This is a genomic window from Actinomycetospora sp. 2LY8.5 (assembly GCF_057180585.1).
Genome location: NZ_JBXUHE010000019.1, coordinates 62,291 through 79,051, shown reverse-complemented (window position 1 = coordinate 79,051; position 16,761 = coordinate 62,291). Strand labels below are relative to the sequence as shown.

The window sequence follows — 16,761 nt, the reverse complement described above, 5'->3', positions numbered from 1 at the left end:
GTGCGAGGGGTGGCATCCGTACTCGACGAGCCGGTCCGCACGTCGCTGCTGGGCGCGCACGCGCATCTCGCGCAGGGCCTCGGGGACGCGGTGCGCTACGACCCCGACGTCGCCCCGTTCCTCGCCGAGCCGACGAGCGCCGCGGAGTGGGAGGACGTCGCCGCGCTGGTCGGGCCCGGGCACCAGACGGTCGTCCCCGCGTTCGGGGTGCTGGCGCCGGTCGGCCTCGAGGTGGTCCGGGCGATGGCCGGCGTCCAGCTCGTCGGCGACGACGTCGACGGCCGCGACGACCCCGACCTCGTGCGCCTCGGTGTCGAGGACGTCCCCGCGATGAGCGAGCTCGTCGCGCGCACACGCCCCGGCCCCTTCGGTCCGCGGACCGTCGCCATGGGCACCTACCTGGGCGTCGTCGAGGCCGGCGTGCTCGTCGCCATGGCCGGTGAGCGCCTGCACCCGCCCGGGTACACCGAGATCAGCGCGGTCTGCACCGACGAGGCGCACCGCGGGCGCGGGCTCGCGACGCGGCTGGTCCTGGCCGTCGCCGCCGGCATCCGGGCCCGTGGCGAGGTGCCGTTCCTGCACGCCGCGGCGACCAACGCGACCGCGATCCGGCTCTACGAGGCGCTCGGCTTCCGGCTGCGCGCCCGCCCCGACTTCACGGCCCTGACGGTGCCGAGCGACGTCCCCGCGCGGACCTGACGACAGGAGGACCATGCCCCAGGAGCCACCACTGCACCTCGCCGTCGCCCTCGACGGCACCGGCTGGCACCCCGCGTCGTGGCGCGAGCCCGGCGCGCGTGCCGACGAACTGTTCACCGGCGGCTTCTGGGTCGACCAGGTCCGCGAGGCCGAAGCGGGCCTGCTCGACCTCGTCACGTTCGAGGACTCGTTCGCCCTGGCCACCGGCCGGGCCGACCGCGCCCAGGGCAACCTCGACGCCCAGCTCGTCGCCCTGCGCGTCGGCCCGGTGACGAGCCACATCGGCCTGGTGCCGACGGTCGTCACCACCCACACCGAGCCGTTCCACGTCTCCACCGAGATCGCCACGCTCGACTACGTGAGCGCCGGGCGGGCCGGGGTGCGGGTGCGGGTCTCGTCGCGGGCGGACGAGTACGCGCTGTTCGGGCGCCGCGAGTACGGCGCCGAGAGCCGCGAGAGCCTGTTCGACGAGGCCGCCGACCACATCGAGGTCCAGCGCCGGCTCTGGGACTCGTGGGAGGACGACGCGGAGATCCGCGACGCCGCGACCGGCCGGTTCGTCGACCGCGACAAGCTGCACTACATCGACTTCGACGGCGACCACTTCTCCGTGCGCGGGCCGTCGATCACGCCCCGCCCGCCGCAGGGCCAGCCGCTGGTGGCCGCGCTCGCGCACGTCGACGTCGCCTACCGGCTCGCCGCGCGCGGCGCCGACCTCGTCTTCGTCACCCCCGGCGGCGTGGGCCGCGACGGCCCGACCGGCGACGCGGAGGCGATCCTGCGCCAGGTCCGCGACGAGGAGACCGCCGTCGGCCGCACGGGCGACCCGCTGCACGTCCTCGGCGACCTGCTCGTGGTGCTCGACGACAGCGCCGACGCCGCCCGCGCCCGGTTGGGCCGCCTCGACGAGACCGACGGCAGCGAGCTGCGCGGCGACGCGCGCATCCTCACCGGCACCGCGACCGACGTCGCCGACGTCCTCGAGTCCTGGCACGGCACCGGGCTCGCGGGCGCCCGGCTGCGTCCCGCCGTCACCGCGCACGACCTGCCCCGCATCACCCGCGAGCTCGTCCCCGAGCTGCAGCGCCGGGGCCTGTTCCGCACCGCCTACGACGCCGACACGCTGCGGGGCCACTTCGGCCTCGCGCGTCCCGCCGACCGTTACGCCCGCGCCTGAGGAGCGACCGTGCCGAAGAAGCAGATCCACCTCGCCGCCCACTTCCCCGGCGTCAACAACACGACGGTCTGGAGCGACCCGGCGTCGGGCAGCCACATCGAGTTCGAGTCGTTCCGCCACTTCGCGCAGACCGCGGAGCGCGCCAAGTTCGACTTCCTCTTCCTCGCCGAGGGGTTGCGCCTGCGCGAGCAGGGCGGGCGCATCTACGACCTCGACGTCATGGGCCGCCCCGACAACGTCGCGATCCTGCAGGCCCTGGCCGCGGTCACCGACCACATCGGCCTGGCCGGCACGGTGAACTCGACGTTCAACGAGCCGCTCGACGTGGCCCGCAAGCTCGCGACGCTCGACCACCTCTCGGGCGGGCGCGCGGCGTGGAACGTCGTCACCAGCTGGGACGAGTTCACCGGCGAGAACTTCCGCCGCGGCGGCTACCTGCCCAAGGACAAGCGCTACCTGCGCGCCCAGGAGATGCTCTCGACCGCGCAGGCGCTGTGGGACTCGTGGCCCGCCGACGAGGTCGTCGCGGACGCCGCGTCCGGGCGGTTCCTGCGCCACGGGGACGCGGGCCGGTTCGCGATCCGTTCCGACCAGTTCGACATCTCCGGGCGCTTCCCGGTGCCGCGCAGCCCCCAGGGCCGCCCGGTGATCATCCAGGCCGGCGACTCCGAGGAGGGCCGCGAGTTCGCCGCCTCCAGCGCCGACGCGATCTTCACCCGGCACGGTGAGCTCGAGGCCGGCCAGGCGTTCTACGCCGACGTGAAGGGCCGGTTGGCGAAGTTCGGGCGTCGCCCCGAGGACCTCAAGATCCTGCCGGCGGCGACGTTCGTGCTCGGCGACACCGAGTCCGACGCCGCCGAGAACGCGCGGCAGGTGCAGTACCAGCAGGTCGGTCCGGCGACGGCGATCGCGTTCGCCGAGCAGGTCTGGAACCGCGATCTCTCCGACGTCGACCCCGACGGGCCGGTGCCCTCGTTCGACCCGAAGACCTCCGACGACGTCGACTCGGGCGCGCACATCTCGAAGGGCCGCGCGAGCGTGCGGATGTACCGCGACCCGGTCGCGGTGGCCAACGAGTGGCGCGAGCTCGGCGAGCGCGAGGGGCTGTCGCTGCGCGAGGTCGTCATCGCCAAGAACGGGCGGCACACGTTCGTCGGCACCCCGCAGCGCGTCGCGGACACGATCGACCACTTCGTGCAGTCCGACGCCTCCGACGGCTTCGTCCTCGTCCCGCACATCACCCCGGGCGGCATGGACGTGTTCGCCGACAAGGTGGTGCCGTTGCTGCAGGAGAAGGGCTCGTTCCGCACCGAGTACGAGGGCACGACGCTGCGCGAGCACCTGGGCCTGCAGCCCTCCCCCACCACCGTCGCCGCGGTGAGGGTGGAGGCCTGACCCCCTGTGACCAACACCCTCATGATCGGGGGATCCACCCTCGCCGAGGACTACGGTGAACGGGTGCACGTCACGACCGCCGTCATCGGCGCGGGACACTCGGGCCTGGCGATGAGCCGCCGGCTCACCGAACGTTCCATCGACCACGTCGTGCTCGAGCGCGGCGAGGTGGCCAACTCCTGGCGCACCGAGCGCTGGGACTCCCTGCGCCTGCTCACGCCGACCTGGCACGTCACGCTCCCCGGAGCCGACGCCGCCGCCGGCGCCGACCTGGACGGGTTCCTCGCGGTGCCCGAGCTGGTCTCGTTCCTCGACGGCTACGCCGCGACGATCGCCGCGCCCGTCCACACCGGCACCATGGTGACGCGGGTGGCGCCGACGGACACCGGCTACGAGGTCACCACCGACCGCGGCACCTGGACCTGTGACACCGTCGTCCTCGCCAGCGGGGGCAGCAACGTCCCCTCGCTGCCCACGGCGGCCGAGGGCGTGCCGGACGGCGTCACGTCGATCAGCACCGCGACCTACCGCTCGCCCGACGACGTGCCCGAGGGCGGCGTGCTGGTCGTCGGTGCCTCGGCCAGCGGGGTGCAGCTCGCCGACGAGCTCGCGCGGGCCGGGCGGACGGTGACGGTCGCGGCCGGCGAGCACGTCCGCATGCCGCGCACCTACCGCGGCCGCGACGCCTTCTGGTGGATGGAGAACGCGGGGGTCCTGTCCGAGCGCTACGACGAGGTCGACGACATCATCCGGGCGCGCCACACCCCGTCGCCCCAGCTCATCGGCGCTCCCGACCACGCCGACCTCGACCTGCGCACGCTGCAGGAGCGACGCGGGGTGCGGGTCGTCGGCAAGCTCGGGCGGCTGCGCGACGGGAAGGCGCAGTTCTCCGGCGGCCTGCCCAACACCGTCCGGCTCGCCGACCTCAAGCTGAACCGGCTCCTCGACCGCTTCGACACGTGGGCCGAACAGGAGGGTCCCGACGACCTCGGCGAGCCGCACCGCCCGGAGCCGACGCCCGTCGACGCGTCACCACGGATCGAGCTCGACCTGGCGCGCGAGGACATCCGCACCGTCCTGTGGGCGACCGGCTACCGCGCCGACCACTCCTGGCTCGCGCTCCCTGTGCTCGACCACAAGGGCCGCCTGCAGCACGACGGCGGCGTCGTCACCGGCGCGCCGGGCGTCTACGTGCTCGGGACGAGCCTGCTGCGCCGCCGGCGCTCCACGTACATCGGCGGCGCGGACCAGGACACCGCCGAGCTGGCCGCCCACCTCGAGGGCCATCTCGCGGGCCGGGTCCGCGCCGCCGGGTAGGGCTCGCGGGAACGAGGTCAGCCGACGCTGACGTTCACGTTCGTCGGGTTGGCCAGGGCGTCGAACACCGCCGAGCGCTTCTGCGACTGGGCGACGAGGGCGGCGATCTCGTCCGGGCTGGCGTCGGCGTCGATGTCGAAGCGCACGTTGACGTCGTTGAAGCCGTTGCGGACCTCGGGGTCGCCACCGAGGATGCCGAGCACGTTGTGGTTGCCCTCGACCGTGGCCTTCACCGAGTGCAGCTGGATGCCCCGGTTCTGGGCCACCGCGGCGACGCCCGCCGTGAGGCAGCCCGCGAGGCCGGCGAGCACGGTCTCCACCGGGGTCGGCCCGCGGTCCTCGGAGGCGAAGACCTCCGGATGGTCGCCCTCGAGGACGAACGCCTGCTTGTGCTGCTGGGCGGCGCCCAGACCCGAGAAGTGCTCGACGGTCTGCTGCGAGTAGGTGCCGTCCTTCCACTCCGAGGTCACCTTCCAGACGAACTCGGCGGCCTCCGGCGCCTCCTTCAGCGCGTCGCGCGCCTGCAGCAGGGCCTCGCTGTTGACGTTGTTGTTCACCGTCGGGGTGGTCATCGGACACTCCAGATGTGTGCGTGATCAGGTGATCGAGAAGACCGGTAGCGGCGAGGATCTGCCGCTGCGAACCGGGAGGGGAGAGGGCTCAGGCCCCGGGGCGACAGCCCATGACGGAGACGCGGCACAGGTCGACATGACGTCGACGCACCAGCACCCCCGCACCGCTCACACCGGACTTCCTATCGGAACCGACGTCGCAGGCCAAGAGCCCCGACGGCCACCGGCACCCGCTGGCGGGTGATTCGTCCCTCGGCGGTGGCCGACGCACGACGCCGAAGAACCTATTCGCCGGGGAGCGGTCCGGTCGGTTCCCCTCGCCGCCCAGGACCATCAGCTGCCCAGGACCATCAGCTGCCCAGGACCATCAGCTGCTCGGACGGCTCGTAGCGGTACCCCACACCACGGACGGTCGTGAGCGGCGGCGGCACCCACGGCAGCTTCGCCCGCAGGCGCGAGAGGATGACATCGACGGCGCGCGGGCCGAGGGCGCCGTCGGTGTCGTCGAGGGCCTCGCGCAGCTCGTCCCGCGAGACGGCATCGTGGGGGCGTCGGAGCAGATGGACGAGGACCGCGACCTCCCGCGGGGTGAGCCGCACCGGGCGGCCGTCGACGACCAGCTCGCGGCTGCGCAGATCGAACAACGCACGCACCGAGGTGCCCGGTCGGGGCGCCCCCAGGATGGCGACCGCGTGGTCGTGCACCCCGACCCCGTCTGCCGCGAGTGCCCTCAGGCGCGACTCGATCGCCGCGGCGACCTCGGAGCCGAGGGTCTCGCTCTCCGCGGTCACCTCGACCAGGAGCTGGATGCGCAGTTCAGGTCGCGTCGGCGCGGCTGTCTCGGGCGGTTCGTGGGTGGACGACATGGTTCTCCGCGGGCGTGGGTTCCGGACCGACGACGTCGGAACGACACAGCGCGCTCGCGCACCACAGCAGGTCGATGTGGGCCCGCGATGTCAGCGGCGGCCCGTGATCTCGTCGGCTCGTCATCCGTTCAACGCTCGCTCAACGCGGTCACCGATCCGGCGGCAGCCACCTGCTCGACGGCACGGGCGAGCAGCGGCGCCACGGAGAGCACGGTGAGCTGGGGGAAGCGGCTGGCGTCGGGCACTTCGAGGGTGTTGGTCACCACGACCTCCCGCGCCCCGCTGGTCGAGAGGCGGTGGACGGCCGGTCCGGAGAGCACGCCGTGCGTCGCGGCGACGACGACGTCGTCGGCCCCGGCCTCGAGGAGCTTGCCGACTCCGCCGGCGACGGTGCCGGCGGTGTCGATCATGTCGTCGATCAGGAGGCAGAGCCGCCCTTCCACCTGACCGACGACGCGGTTCGCGAGCGCCTGGTTCGGCACGCGCGGGTCGCGCGTCTTGTGGATGAACGCCACCGCCGCCCCTCCGAGGTCCTCGGCCCATCGCTCCGCCGAGCGGACCCGCCCGGCGTCGGGCGAGACCACGACGATCTCACGGTCGCCGTAGGACTCGCGGACGTGCTCCGCGAGCACCGGCTGCGCAAGCAGGTGGTCGACCGGCCCGTCGAAGAACCCCTGGATCTGGTCCGCATGCAGGTCGACGCTGATCAGCCGGTCCGCCCCTGCCGCCCGCAGCAGGTCCGAGGTGAGCCGGGCCGACACCGGCTCCCGGCCGCGATGCTTCTTGTCCTGCCGAGAGTACGGGTAGAAGGGCAGCACCGTGGTGATGCGGTCCGCAGAGGCCCGCTTGAGGGCGTCGACCATGACCAGCAGCTCGACGAGGTTGGTGTTCACCGCCGCGCCGACCGACTGGACCACGAAGGCGTCCGCCCCGCGCACGGACTCCTCGAACCGCACGAAGATCTCGCCGTTGGCGAAGTCGTACACGCTGCAGGGCGCGATGGCGAGATCGAGGTGCTTCGCGATCTCCTCGGTCAGCTCCGGGTATCCGCGACCGCTGGCCAGGACCACGCGACGTGTACCCGAGACACCCATGACCGATCACCCGGCTTTCTCGCGCGAGCGGCGGGTGGACAGCAGCTCACGCCCCTTGCGGTAGGCCCCCCACAGATCCGGACCGTCGTGCACACCCCGGGCCAGCGCGCGGAGCTGCGGTGCGCTGTTGACCGCGACCGTGTTCGGCAGCACCCGGAACAGCTCGACGTCGGTGTAGGAGTCCCCGTAGGCCACACAGTCCTCCGGACCCAGCCCGTACTCGGCGAGCAGCTCCCGCGCGACCGTCACCTTGCCCTCGACGGTCAGGATGTCCGCCGGCTCCAGCGGGCCGTTCAGCGGGACCGCGGAGGCGTGCGTGGTCCCCACTCCCCACCGGCGCAGCCGACCCACGAAGAACGACGGCGACATGCTGACGACCGCCGAGCGCTCGCCGCGGGCCTCGATGTCAGCCCAGACCTCGGCGATGCCGGCCATCCAGGGCGCGGCCACGAAGGCCGCCTCGATGTGCTCCTCCTCGACCGTCCCCCAGATCGGATGACACGCACGGTGAAACGCGAGGTTGTCCATGCGCCCCGCGGCCGAGGCGATCTCGAGCATCTCGATCTCGCCGTGCCGCCCCACCTGGCGGCCCACCTCCAGGCTGGCGCTGGTGCCACGCAGCAACGTCCCGTCCATGTCGAACAGGTGCAGCGCGGTCATCGGTGGGGCCGGCCCGGCTCGCGCAGCTGGTCGCCCAGCAGGCGCAGCGCCACCTCGACGGCCTGGAGCTTGACCTCGGTGCGGTCCCCGTCGAACACGTGGCGCTCGGTCACCGGCTTGCCGTCTCGGTGCAACGCCGAGGTGTACACGGTGCCCACGGGATCCCGGTCGTTACCTCCGGCGGGACCGGCGTAGCCGGTCAACGCCACCCCGGCGTCCGCGGTGGACGCCGCGATGATGCCGGCCGCGAGACCTTCGGTGACCGGCGCGCTGACCACGCCGTGCTCGGCCGAGACCTCGGGCGGGACACCGAGCCCGACCGCCTTGGCCGACGCGTGGTAGAAGACGAACCCGCGCTCGAACACCGCCGAGGCACCGGACACCGACGTCAGCGCGGACGCGACGAGGCCCCCGGTCACGGTCTCCGCCGTGGCGATACGGACGCCCAGGTCGCGGGCCCGATCGAGCACCTCCGCGGCCTGCTCGAGCAGCTCCCGGTCGAACAGTTCGGACATTTCCTACTCCTTGGCTCAAGATCACAGCAGGTCGGGGCGTGTCCCCGGCGCGGGGCGGTCGGTCGTGGCCTCGGCTGCCGCGCACGCCTGGCCCGCCAGCGTGCGTGTGGTCTCCACCGGATCGGTCGCGGCGTGGATCGCGCGGCCGACGATCGCGTACGCCCGATTCCCGTGGGCGGCACGCAGGGCCCGGGTGATCGCTCCCGCGCGGGCGTCGAGCCCGGGGAGGTAGACACCGAGGTCGGGCACCCGCTCGGCGAGGTCCCCGGTCAGACGGTCGACACGCTCCAGATCGGTGGCGGGAACGACGACGTCCCGCGCGCCCTCGTCGACGGCGAGCCCCGTCACGCGTTCCAGCACGTCGTCGACGAGCCAGCCTCCGCCCGCGACGGTGAAGTCCGGCACCGGCAGCGCCGCACCCACCACGGGACGCAGTTCGTGACCGAGCAGGGCGCGGACGAAACCGGCCAGCGCGGCCGGACCGGCGAGAGGGAACACGATGACGCCGTCCACCCGCGCGTCGGCCACGGCGGCGGCGAACGTGGCGGCGTTGGACGGTACGTCGAGGCCGGCCTTCTGGTGGTCGTAGTACAGCGGTAGCCCGGTAACCGAGCGCAACGCCGAGACCGCTGCGGCCAGCCCGACGTCGAGCACCGTGGCCTGCCCGATCTTGTACCCGACCACCCCCTCGATGTCGGCGGTCGCCTCGACCAGCCATCGGGCGTCGGCGAGGTCGGGCAGGTCCAGGGCGGGCACGATCCCGTGGGTGGGAAGCGGGGACATCGAATCCTCCCGTCCCGCCCGCCGGCAGGTGCGCCGGCGGGCGGGGTGTCTCAGGCGCCGGTCGCGAGCGGGGCGTCGGACCGATCCGGCCGCTCCAGGACGGGGGCGTAGTACTCCTCCGGGACGGTGCGCTCGCTGCGCTCGACGAGCTCGAGGAAATCCCACCGGCGCAGCAGCTTCCCGTTGCGGTAGACCGGTTGCAGCAGGTTCTCCTCGACGGGAATCGAGTCCCGCGGCACCGTCTCGTAACGATCCTCGATCCGGCGCACCCCGAGACGACCTCGCTTGGACGCCTTGAGGTCGGCCCCGGACGGACTCTTCCAGATGTCGACCCACTCGCCGTCGACGCGCACCGCGTTCGCTTTCTGCGCGAAATGCAACGTATCCCTGTTGATCTGTTGGAGGAGTCCGCCGCCCATACCGAAGTACACGTTGTCGGCGGCGAGTCGTCGGCGGTCGAGCTCGGCGTAGATGGCGCGCAGGCTGTCGAGCGTGATGCCGTCGCCCTGGCAGACCCGAATCCGGTCCGGCAGTACGCGGTAGCCCTTGCTGTTCTCGGTGCTCCCGTAATGCTCGATGATGCCCTCGATCGTGTCAGCGACGATCGAGACCGGGTCTCCCGAGTCGGGCCGGACGAACACCGTCCCGGTCTGGTTGTCGACGAGCTCCTTGAGCTCGCGGCCGAAGATGTTGTGCACCGCGTTGTCGAGATCGTAGGAGTCGGCCACGATCACGACCACCGGCCATCCGCGATACTTGTGGATCGCGTTGGCGTACGCCGCCGACTCGTTCTCCCGACCCCACGCGGTCATCGTGGAGTGCTCGGAATTGGGGCCGGACGCACCCGGGGCGATCGCGTTGTAGTAGCGCTGTGCGGCGAGCGAGCCGGAGATGGTGTCGGTCTGCTCGAAGTTCACCAGATGGGCCAGGCCGCCGAGGGCGGCCGACTGCTGCGAGCTGACCCCTCGGGCGCCGTAGTCGTGCAGCAGGTCCCGGATGATCTCCGGGTGGTCACTGGTCTTCTCCAGCGCGCGCCGGATGACCTGCTTCGACAGCCAGCTCAGCGTGCCGACGGACGTCGGGTACCAGACCGACCGCAACAAGGGGGTCTCGATGAAGCTGGTGAGCCAGTAGTACTTCGGGTCGGTGTTGATGATCTGGACGAGGGGGGTGCGGACCGGCAGCACGGTCCCCTCCGGGATCGCCTCGATCTCGAGGGGCAGGTACCCGCCGTGGTCGTTGAGGATCCCGAGCCAGCCGTCGCGGTTGAACGGCAGCTGGTGCTGCCGGGTGACCACCTCGGCCTCGTCGATGTCGTCGAGGGTGATCGGTCGGAGCAGGTACTCCTTCAGGAAAGCCTGGAGCCCCACGAAAAGATGCGCAGGAAATGGCCCACCGCGAGACTCGATGTAGCTCGACACGTATTCGGTGCCGGGCGGGTAGAGCACGTGGTGAGTGTGCTTGTAGCTGTCCGTGTTGAGGATGATGTTGCCGAAATCGGAGAACTTGTTGACCACGAGGACCTCACGGGAGTTCGGCGGTGCAGTACGCACCGCAGGGAGTCGGGGGCCAGAACGGCCGCACACGCCGGGCGCCCCGCACGACGGGACCCACACAAGAGACCGAGCAAGGGAGGAAACCCGGAGAAGTCAGCGACGACAGCAGCCGGCGAGGCGACGACACTCGCCTCGCTGTGGGGAGGAAATCTCCGTCGTACCCTGCACGAGAGCCAACGTAATGATCGCGCCGCGCGACCCGCAACCACGCTGTGTGGCCGTTCACAATGTTTCGTTCGTATCGAACGTGTCGAATGTTTCAACAGATCTGCCGACCCCGCACAGTTCCGCGACACGGCGGCCGGACGAAAGGGACGCGCGATACGCGGATGACCGCACGCGACCGGCTACCCCCGCGGACGCACGCCGCCGAGCGCGAGGCGCACGAGGCGGCGGGCGGTGTCGGGGTCGTCCTCGCTCGCCGCGGCCAGGGAGCAGGTCACGGACAGCAGGTCCTGCGCCGTCACGCCGTCGCGCAGGACACCGGCCGCTCTCGCTCGATCGACCAGACGCGACGCCGCGTCCCCGATCAGCCCGTGGCACGTGTCGCGCTCGTCGATGTGCCCGTCGGGGCCGGCGAGCAGCGCGTCCGTGACGCCCTTCGTCGTCGCCGAGTAGGCAGCCAGCTCTTCGAGCCACGTCTCGAGCGCCGCGCCAGGGTCCGGGCCGTCGAGCTCGTCGGCCCGCTCGCACAGCCGCACCACGCCGTCGTGGAAGACCGCGTCGAGCAGCGCGCGGCGCGAGGGGAAGTGCCGGTGCAGCGTCGCGGAGCCGACGCAGGCGCGGCGCGCGATCGCCTCGAGCGAGGCCTGCGCGCCGTCGCAGCTGATCAGGTGGCGCGCCGCGGCGAGGATCTGCTCGCGGTTGCGGCGGCCGTCGGCACGCATTCCGGAACCCCTCTCGCTCGACAACCGGAGGACCACCCCATATCGTAGGCCACGCCAAACGGAGGACCACCCCACTTCACGGAGGACGTGCTGATGAGCGAGTTCGTGCTGGTCACGGGAGCGACCGGGAAGCAGGGCGGGGCCGTCGCGCGTGCCCTGCTCGACGCCGGAGAGCCCGTGCGCGCCCTCGTCCGCGACCCCGACGCACCCCGCGCCGCCGACCTCGCCGCCCGTGGCGCGACCCTGGTGCACGGCGACCTCGACGACCCGGAGTCGCTGGTGGCGGCGTTCGACGGGGCGCGCAGCGTCTTCTCCGTGCAGATGCCCGACCTCGAGGATCTGCTGGGCGATCGGGAGATGCGCCACGCGCGCAACACCGTTGCCGCGGCGGCCAAGGCCGGCGTGCGGCAGATCGTGCACACCTCGGTGTCGGGCGCGGGGCGCACCGAACCGGTGGACGAGGCGCGGTTCGGCGCGCACATGGGCCACTACTGGCGCAGCAAGGCCGCCGCCGAGCAGGCCGTGCGCGAGGCCGGCGTCGAGCGCTGGACGATCCTGCGCCCGGCGACGTTCATGTCGAACTTCGTGCGCCCGTCGTTCTACTTCGCGGACGGCACCTCCGACCGCCTGCTCGTCGTCACCGACCCCGACGCGCCGCAGCCCTTCGTGGCGACCGAGGACATCGGGTCGGCGGGCGCGGCCTCGATTCGCGAGCCCGAGCGCTTCGACCGCGTGGAGCTCGAGCTCGCGAGCGAGATGCTGAGCTTCCGGGAGGCGGCGCGGACGCTCCGCGAGGTCTGGGGCGGCGCGATCACCCTGCCCGAATCGGTCGAGCAGGCCCGGGAGTGGGGCGCACCGGAGCACTACGTGGTCTCGCAGCAGTTCGTCACCGAACACCCGCAGCCCGCGCGCCCGGAGTTCGCCCGCGCCCTCGGCCTGCCGACGACCGCGTTCCGGACGTGGGCCGAGCGGTCCATGTGAGCGAACTTTGGGCTATAGCCCCAAAGTTCGCTCACATGGGGTCAGCGGCGCAGGAACCGGCGGGCCAGGAGGTTCCCGACGGCCTGGGCGGCCTGCACGATCACGATGATGATCACGACGGTGACCAGCGTGACGGGCCAGTTGAACTGCTGGTACCCGTAGCTGATCGCGAAGTCGCCGAGGCCCCCGCCGCCGACGTAGCCCGCCATCGCCGACATGTCCACGACGGCGATGAAGATGAACGTGTAGCCGAGCACCAGGGGCGCCAGAGTCTCGGGGACCACGACGCCGAGCAGGATCCGTAGCCGCCCGGCCCCGCTCGCCCGGGCCGCCTCGACCGCGGCCGGGTCCACCGAGAGCAGGTTCTGCTCGACGATCCGCCCGATGACGAAGGTGGCCATGGCGACCATCGGGAAGAGCACCGAGCGCGTCCCGACCGTCGTGCCCATCACCGCGAGCGTGAGCGGCCCGACGGCGGTGATGAAGATGATGAACGGGATCGGCCGGACGATGTTGACGGCCACGTTGAGCAGGCCGAACACCACCGGCTGCGGGAAGAGCCCGTCGCGGCGCGTGGCGTGCAGCCCGAGGCCCAGCGCCAGCCCGAGCAGGCCCGCGATGACCATCGTCCAGAACACCAGGTAGACGGTCTGGGCCAGCGAGAGCCAGAGCTGGGGGCCGAGCACCGACCAGTCGGTCATGCCGGCTCCTCCACCCGGGCGTGCGCGGCCAGGTCCGCGACGAGGGCGTCGACCGCGGCGGCGTCACCGTCGAGCGCGTAGGTGATGCTGCCGACGGGGCGTTCCGCGAGCTCGGAGATCCCGCCGTAGACGATCACCGCCCGCACGTCGCGGTGGGCCGCTAGGGCGTCGGTGACGGCCTCCTGCTCGCCGTCGTCGCCGACCCCGACGGTGACCAGGCGCCCGGGGAAGCGCCGCCGCAGGCGCGCGACGGTCTCGGGCCCGGGACGGTCGCGCAGCGCGCCGTGCACGAAGCGGCGGGTGGCGTCCTCGCGCGGCGCGGAGAACACCGCGTGCACGGTGCCCTCCTCGATGACGCGGCCGTCGGCCATCACGACGACGCGGTCGCACAGCGAGCTGACGACCTCCATCTCGTGGGTGATCACGAGGATCGTCGTCCCGAGCTCGGCGTTGACCCGGCGCAGCAGCGCGAGCACCTCGCGCGTCGTCTCGGGGTCGAGCGCGCTGGTGGCCTCGTCGGCGACGAGCACCGCCGGCGACGTCGCCAGCGCGCGGGCGATCCCCACGCGCTGCTTCTGCCCGCCCGACAGACGCGCCGGGTACTGGCGCGCCTTGTCCGCGAGGCCGACGAACTCGAGGAGCTCGGCCACGCGCGGGCCCCGGCGCTCGCGCGACCACCCCGCGATGCGCAGCGGGTACGCGACGTTGCCGGTCACCGTGCGCGAGGACAGCAGCCCGAACTGCTGGAAGATCATGCCGACCTCGCCACGGAGCTCGCGCAGGCCGCGCTCGCCGAGGGACGAGGTGTGGTGCCCCCGCACCCACACCTCGCCCTCGGTTGGGAGGGCGAGGGCGTTGACGAGCCGCGCGAGCGTGCTCTTCCCCGCCCCGGACCACCCGATGACGCCGGTGATCGATCCCTCCTCGACGTCGAGGTCGACCCCGTCGAGAGCCCGCACCGGGCCGGCCCCCTTCGGCCCGGGGAAGGCCTTCCCGGCCCCCCGGAAGCTGATCACCGGCGCCACGCTCAGCCGCCCGCCTGCGTGGCGGCCTGACGCAGCTGCTGCTCCTGGGCCTGGAGCTCGGGCGCCGGGGTCGTCACGAAGACGCCGCTGGCACCGAGGTCCGCGCGCGCCGCCTCGATGACCTGCGGGTCGTGGTAGAGAGCGGCCAGCCGCTGGTACGTCGGGTTGTCGCGGTCGGCGCCGCGGGCGACGAACGCGTTGATGTACGGGCGCGACGAGGGGCTGTTCGGATCGTCCTTGAACAGGACCTGGTCCTCGCGCAGGTTCGCGGCGGTCGCGTAGTTGTTGTTGACGATCGCGCCGTCGACGCCGGCGAGGTTGGCCGCGGTCTGCGCCGCGTCGATCGGCACGACCGCCACGCGGGAGGCGGCGGTGTCGATCTCGGCGGGCGTGGAGTTGGCGGTGCCGCCGCCGCGCAGGGTGACCAGGCCCGCGGCCTGGAGCACGAGCAGCGCCCGGGCCTGGTTGGTCGGGTCGTTGGGGATCGCGATCCGCCCGCCGGCCGGGATGGCCTCGACCGACGGGTACTTCGTCGAGTACAGCGGCAGCGGGTAGACCGCGGTGGCGCCGATCGGTACCAGGTCGCCGTTGTTCTTGGCGTTGTAGTTCGCGAGGTACTGCAGGTGCTGGAACTCGTTGAGCTCGAGCTGCCCCTGCGCGAGCGCGGGGTTGGGCTGGTTGTAGTCGGTGAAGTTGACGAGCTCGACGGTGATGCCCTCGGCGCGGGCACGGTCGGCGTAGACGCGCCAGTAGTTCTCGGCGGCGTCGGCGACGCCGATGCGGACGGTCTGGCCGTCACCCCCGGACGACTCGCCGGGTGCGGAGCACCCGACGGCGAGCAGGAGGGCGGCGACGAGGACGAGGACAGGACGAAGTGCGCGGGGCACGGGAGACCTCTCGGTGTGAGCACGGCGCGCGGACGCGCGCGCCGACCGGGCCGTGGCATGACATGGCTGGGCCCGGGACGGATCGGGGAACGGGCGGGAGCGGGGAAGGCTCAGCAGCCGGGGCGACAGCCCATCGCCGGGGTGCGGCAGAGGTCGACGTGACGCCGACGCACGAGCACCTGCCTCCCGATCACGGCGGCAGGTCTACCCGAACGGGGCACGGAGGACCAAGCGACTGTGATCCACCCCGGGATGTGAGCACTTTCCGGGCCTACAGGCCCGGAAAGTGCTCACGTCGCGGTGAGGCCGAGGCGCGAGGCCTCGGCGAAGTCGTCGTCGATCAGCACGACGGCGCGGCCGGCGCGCGCGAGGATCCCGGCCGCGATGCCCGCCCGGTAGCCCGACCGGCAGTGCACCCAGAACGGCGCGGACGGCAGGTCCTCGACGCGGCCGGGCAGCTCGTGGAGAGGGACGTTGATCGCGCCGGGGATCGCCTCGCCCGCGAACTCGTCGGCCCGGCGCACGTCGAGCACCCGCACGTCGTCGCCCGCCGTGGCGAGCTCGGCGAACGACGCGACCGGGAACGAGGTCCGGTGCTCCGGCGGCGCCAGCTCCTCGGGGGTGCCGGCGGTGGCGCCGGCGAGATGGTCGATGCCGATCCGCGCCAGCTCGCGGCGGGCCTCGTCGATGTCGTCGGGCGTCTCCGCGAGCAGCGTCAGCGGTGCGCCCCACGGCACCACCCAGCCCAGATAGGTGGCGAACGACCCCTCGAGGCCGATGCCGACCGCGCCCGCGACGTGATCGGCGGCGTAGGCGCGCCGCGCCCGCAGGTCGACCACCCACTCCCCCGCCGCGAGCCGGCGTCGCAGGATCTCGGCGTTCGCCGGCGCCACCGGCCCGGCCGGGAGGGCTCCGGGGCCGGCGAGGTTCTCCGGCGACACGTGCGCGTAGTAGGAGGGGTACGCGGTGAGCCCGCTCGCGAGCCGGCGCACGAAGTCGTCCTCGTCGTCGACGGTCAGGGCGAGGTTGCCCTCCCGCTCCTGCGCGATCGTGCTCTGGGTGGCGCCCGAGGTCGGCGCTGACGAGCAGAAGCTGCCGAAGCCGTGGGTCGGGAAGATCCTGGCCTGCTCGTCGAGATCGGCGGCCAGCGCGCGGGCCGACCGGTACTGGGCGCGGGTGAGCTCGTCGGTGCGGTCCGGGTCGACGAGGTCGGTGCGCCCGACGGTCCCGAACAGCAGCGATCCGCCGGTGAAGACCGCGGGCGGCTCGGCGTCGTCGCCCTCGATCACGTACGCGAGGTGGGTGTCGGTGTGGCCGGGTGTCGCGCGGACGCGCACGGTCAGGCTCCCGGCGGTGAGCTCGTCCCCGTCGCGCACGGCGACGCGGTCGAACGCGACGTCCTCGTCGGCGGCGACGGCGTAGCGCGCGCCCGTGCGCCGGGCGAGCTCGAGCCCGCCGGTGACGTAGTCGTTGTGCACGTGGGTCTCGACGACCAGCGCCACGGCGAGGCCGTGCTCGGCGAGCACGGCCTCGACGCGGTCGAGGTCACGCTGGGGGTCGACGACCACGGCGGCCACGCCGTCGTGGGCGACGTAGCTGCGGTCGCCGAGCGACGGGGTCTCGATGACTTCGACGGCGACCACGGG

General features: G+C 72.6%; 17 protein-coding genes. 5 read left to right on the top strand and 12 right to left on the bottom strand.

Annotated elements, in window-relative coordinates; genetic code table 11:
* The first annotated feature begins 9 nt into the window (after nucleotides 1-9).
* The 4 genes from AC2A1K_RS20165 to AC2A1K_RS20150 are packed head-to-tail and all read left to right on the top strand — an operon-like array spanning nucleotide 10 to nucleotide 4,588.
* On the top strand, nucleotides 10-699 hold the full coding sequence (locus AC2A1K_RS20165; RefSeq protein ID WP_483898097.1) for a GNAT family N-acetyltransferase: 690 nt from the start codon (nucleotides 10-12) through the stop codon (nucleotides 697-699).
* A 13-nt stretch (nucleotides 700-712) separates the two neighbouring features.
* Complete coding sequence (locus AC2A1K_RS20160) at nucleotides 713-1,876, top strand: LLM class flavin-dependent oxidoreductase (RefSeq protein WP_483898096.1); 1,164 nt, start codon at nucleotides 713-715, stop codon at nucleotides 1,874-1,876.
* 9 nt (nucleotides 1,877-1,885) lie between these two features.
* Nucleotides 1,886-3,271, top strand: a complete 1,386-nt coding sequence (locus AC2A1K_RS20155) for an NtaA/DmoA family FMN-dependent monooxygenase (RefSeq protein ID WP_483898095.1) — start codon at nucleotides 1,886-1,888, stop codon at nucleotides 3,269-3,271.
* Between the two features lie 6 nt (nucleotides 3,272-3,277).
* Nucleotides 3,278-4,588, top strand: coding sequence for a flavin-containing monooxygenase (locus AC2A1K_RS20150; protein ID WP_483898094.1), 1,311 nt, complete (start codon nucleotides 3,278-3,280; stop codon nucleotides 4,586-4,588).
* A 17-nt stretch (nucleotides 4,589-4,605) separates the two neighbouring features.
* Here AC2A1K_RS20150 and AC2A1K_RS20145 read toward each other — a convergent pair whose 3' ends face one another.
* The 8 genes from AC2A1K_RS20145 to AC2A1K_RS20110 all read right to left on the bottom strand — a co-directional run bounded on the left by AC2A1K_RS20145 (nucleotide 4,606) and on the right by AC2A1K_RS20110 (nucleotide 11,521).
* A complete protein-coding gene (locus tag AC2A1K_RS20145) occupies nucleotides 4,606-5,160 on the bottom strand; it encodes an OsmC family protein (protein WP_483898093.1) in 555 nt (184 codons plus the stop codon).
* 350 nt (nucleotides 5,161-5,510) lie between these two features.
* Nucleotides 5,511-6,026, bottom strand: a complete 516-nt coding sequence (locus AC2A1K_RS20140) for a winged helix-turn-helix domain-containing protein (RefSeq protein ID WP_483898092.1) — start codon at nucleotides 6,024-6,026, stop codon at nucleotides 5,511-5,513.
* Nucleotides 6,027-6,154: 128 nt separating this feature from the next.
* Nucleotides 6,155-7,120: a ribose-phosphate diphosphokinase gene (locus AC2A1K_RS20135; protein WP_483898091.1), complete on the bottom strand. Its 966-nt coding sequence runs from the start codon at nucleotides 7,118-7,120 to the stop codon at nucleotides 6,155-6,157.
* Nucleotides 7,121-7,126: 6 nt separating this feature from the next.
* Nucleotides 7,127-7,780 (bottom strand): HAD family hydrolase, encoded by a 654-nt coding sequence (locus AC2A1K_RS20130; protein WP_483898090.1) that lies wholly within the window; start codon nucleotides 7,778-7,780, stop codon nucleotides 7,127-7,129.
* On the bottom strand, nucleotides 7,777-8,295 hold the full coding sequence (locus tag AC2A1K_RS20125) for a CinA family protein (protein WP_483898089.1): 519 nt from the start codon (nucleotides 8,293-8,295) through the stop codon (nucleotides 7,777-7,779). The genes AC2A1K_RS20130 and AC2A1K_RS20125 overlap by 4 nt, the downstream gene beginning before the upstream one ends.
* Nucleotides 8,296-8,316: 21 nt before the next feature.
* Nucleotides 8,317-9,078: an orotidine 5'-phosphate decarboxylase / HUMPS family protein gene (locus AC2A1K_RS20120; RefSeq protein WP_483898088.1), complete on the bottom strand. Its 762-nt coding sequence runs from the start codon at nucleotides 9,076-9,078 to the stop codon at nucleotides 8,317-8,319.
* Between the two features lie 50 nt (nucleotides 9,079-9,128).
* Nucleotides 9,129-10,631: a nicotinate phosphoribosyltransferase gene (locus AC2A1K_RS20115; RefSeq protein ID WP_483898087.1), complete on the bottom strand. Its 1,503-nt coding sequence runs from the start codon at nucleotides 10,629-10,631 to the stop codon at nucleotides 9,129-9,131.
* Nucleotides 10,632-10,981: 350 nt separating this feature from the next.
* Nucleotides 10,982-11,521 carry a TetR/AcrR family transcriptional regulator gene (locus tag AC2A1K_RS20110; protein ID WP_483898086.1) on the bottom strand — a complete coding sequence of 180 codons (540 nt, stop codon included), beginning with the start codon at nucleotides 11,519-11,521 and terminating at the stop codon, nucleotides 10,982-10,984.
* 93 nt (nucleotides 11,522-11,614) lie between these two features.
* Here AC2A1K_RS20110 and AC2A1K_RS20105 point away from each other — a divergent pair, with 93 nt between their 5' ends.
* Nucleotides 11,615-12,502 (top strand): NmrA/HSCARG family protein, encoded by an 888-nt coding sequence (locus AC2A1K_RS20105; RefSeq protein WP_483898085.1) that lies wholly within the window; start codon nucleotides 11,615-11,617, stop codon nucleotides 12,500-12,502.
* Nucleotides 12,503-12,543: 41 nt separating this feature from the next.
* Here the strand turns inward: AC2A1K_RS20105 and AC2A1K_RS20100 are convergent, their stop codons facing one another.
* The 4 genes from AC2A1K_RS20100 to AC2A1K_RS20085 form a co-directional block, all read right to left on the bottom strand.
* Nucleotides 12,544-13,203: a methionine ABC transporter permease gene (locus tag AC2A1K_RS20100; RefSeq protein WP_483898084.1), complete on the bottom strand. Its 660-nt coding sequence runs from the start codon at nucleotides 13,201-13,203 to the stop codon at nucleotides 12,544-12,546.
* Entirely contained in the window at nucleotides 13,200-14,219 is a 1,020-nt protein-coding gene (locus AC2A1K_RS20095; RefSeq protein WP_483898083.1) for a methionine ABC transporter ATP-binding protein, read from the bottom strand. Before AC2A1K_RS20095 ends, AC2A1K_RS20100 begins: the two co-directional genes overlap by 4 nt.
* An 11-nt stretch (nucleotides 14,220-14,230) precedes the next feature.
* Entirely contained in the window at nucleotides 14,231-15,115 is an 885-nt protein-coding gene (locus AC2A1K_RS20090) for a MetQ/NlpA family ABC transporter substrate-binding protein (RefSeq protein ID WP_483898082.1), read from the bottom strand.
* Between the two features lie 290 nt (nucleotides 15,116-15,405).
* Nucleotides 15,406-16,758, bottom strand: coding sequence for an MBL fold metallo-hydrolase (locus AC2A1K_RS20085; RefSeq protein WP_483898081.1), 1,353 nt, complete (start codon nucleotides 16,756-16,758; stop codon nucleotides 15,406-15,408).
* Nucleotides 16,759-16,761: the final 3 nt, after the last annotated feature.

Coding starts and splice junctions, on each gene's coding strand:
- AC2A1K_RS20160 (WP_483898096.1), top strand. CDS start 713: ATGCCCCAGGAGCCACCACTGCACCTCGCCGTCGCCCTCGACGGCACC.
- AC2A1K_RS20145 (WP_483898093.1), bottom strand. CDS start 5,160: ATGACCACCCCGACGGTGAACAACAACGTCAACAGCGAGGCCCTGCTG.
- AC2A1K_RS20140 (WP_483898092.1), bottom strand. CDS start 6,026: ATGTCGTCCACCCACGAACCGCCCGAGACAGCCGCGCCGACGCGACCT.
- AC2A1K_RS20135 (WP_483898091.1), bottom strand. CDS start 7,120: ATGGGTGTCTCGGGTACACGTCGCGTGGTCCTGGCCAGCGGTCGCGGA.
- AC2A1K_RS20130 (WP_483898090.1), bottom strand. CDS start 7,780: ATGACCGCGCTGCACCTGTTCGACATGGACGGGACGTTGCTGCGTGGC.
- AC2A1K_RS20125 (WP_483898089.1), bottom strand. CDS start 8,295: ATGTCCGAACTGTTCGACCGGGAGCTGCTCGAGCAGGCCGCGGAGGTG.
- AC2A1K_RS20120 (WP_483898088.1), bottom strand. CDS start 9,078: ATGTCCCCGCTTCCCACCCACGGGATCGTGCCCGCCCTGGACCTGCCC.
- AC2A1K_RS20110 (WP_483898086.1), bottom strand. CDS start 11,521: ATGCGTGCCGACGGCCGCCGCAACCGCGAGCAGATCCTCGCCGCGGCG.
- AC2A1K_RS20105 (WP_483898085.1), top strand. CDS start 11,615: ATGAGCGAGTTCGTGCTGGTCACGGGAGCGACCGGGAAGCAGGGCGGG.
- AC2A1K_RS20100 (WP_483898084.1), bottom strand. CDS start 13,203: ATGACCGACTGGTCGGTGCTCGGCCCCCAGCTCTGGCTCTCGCTGGCC.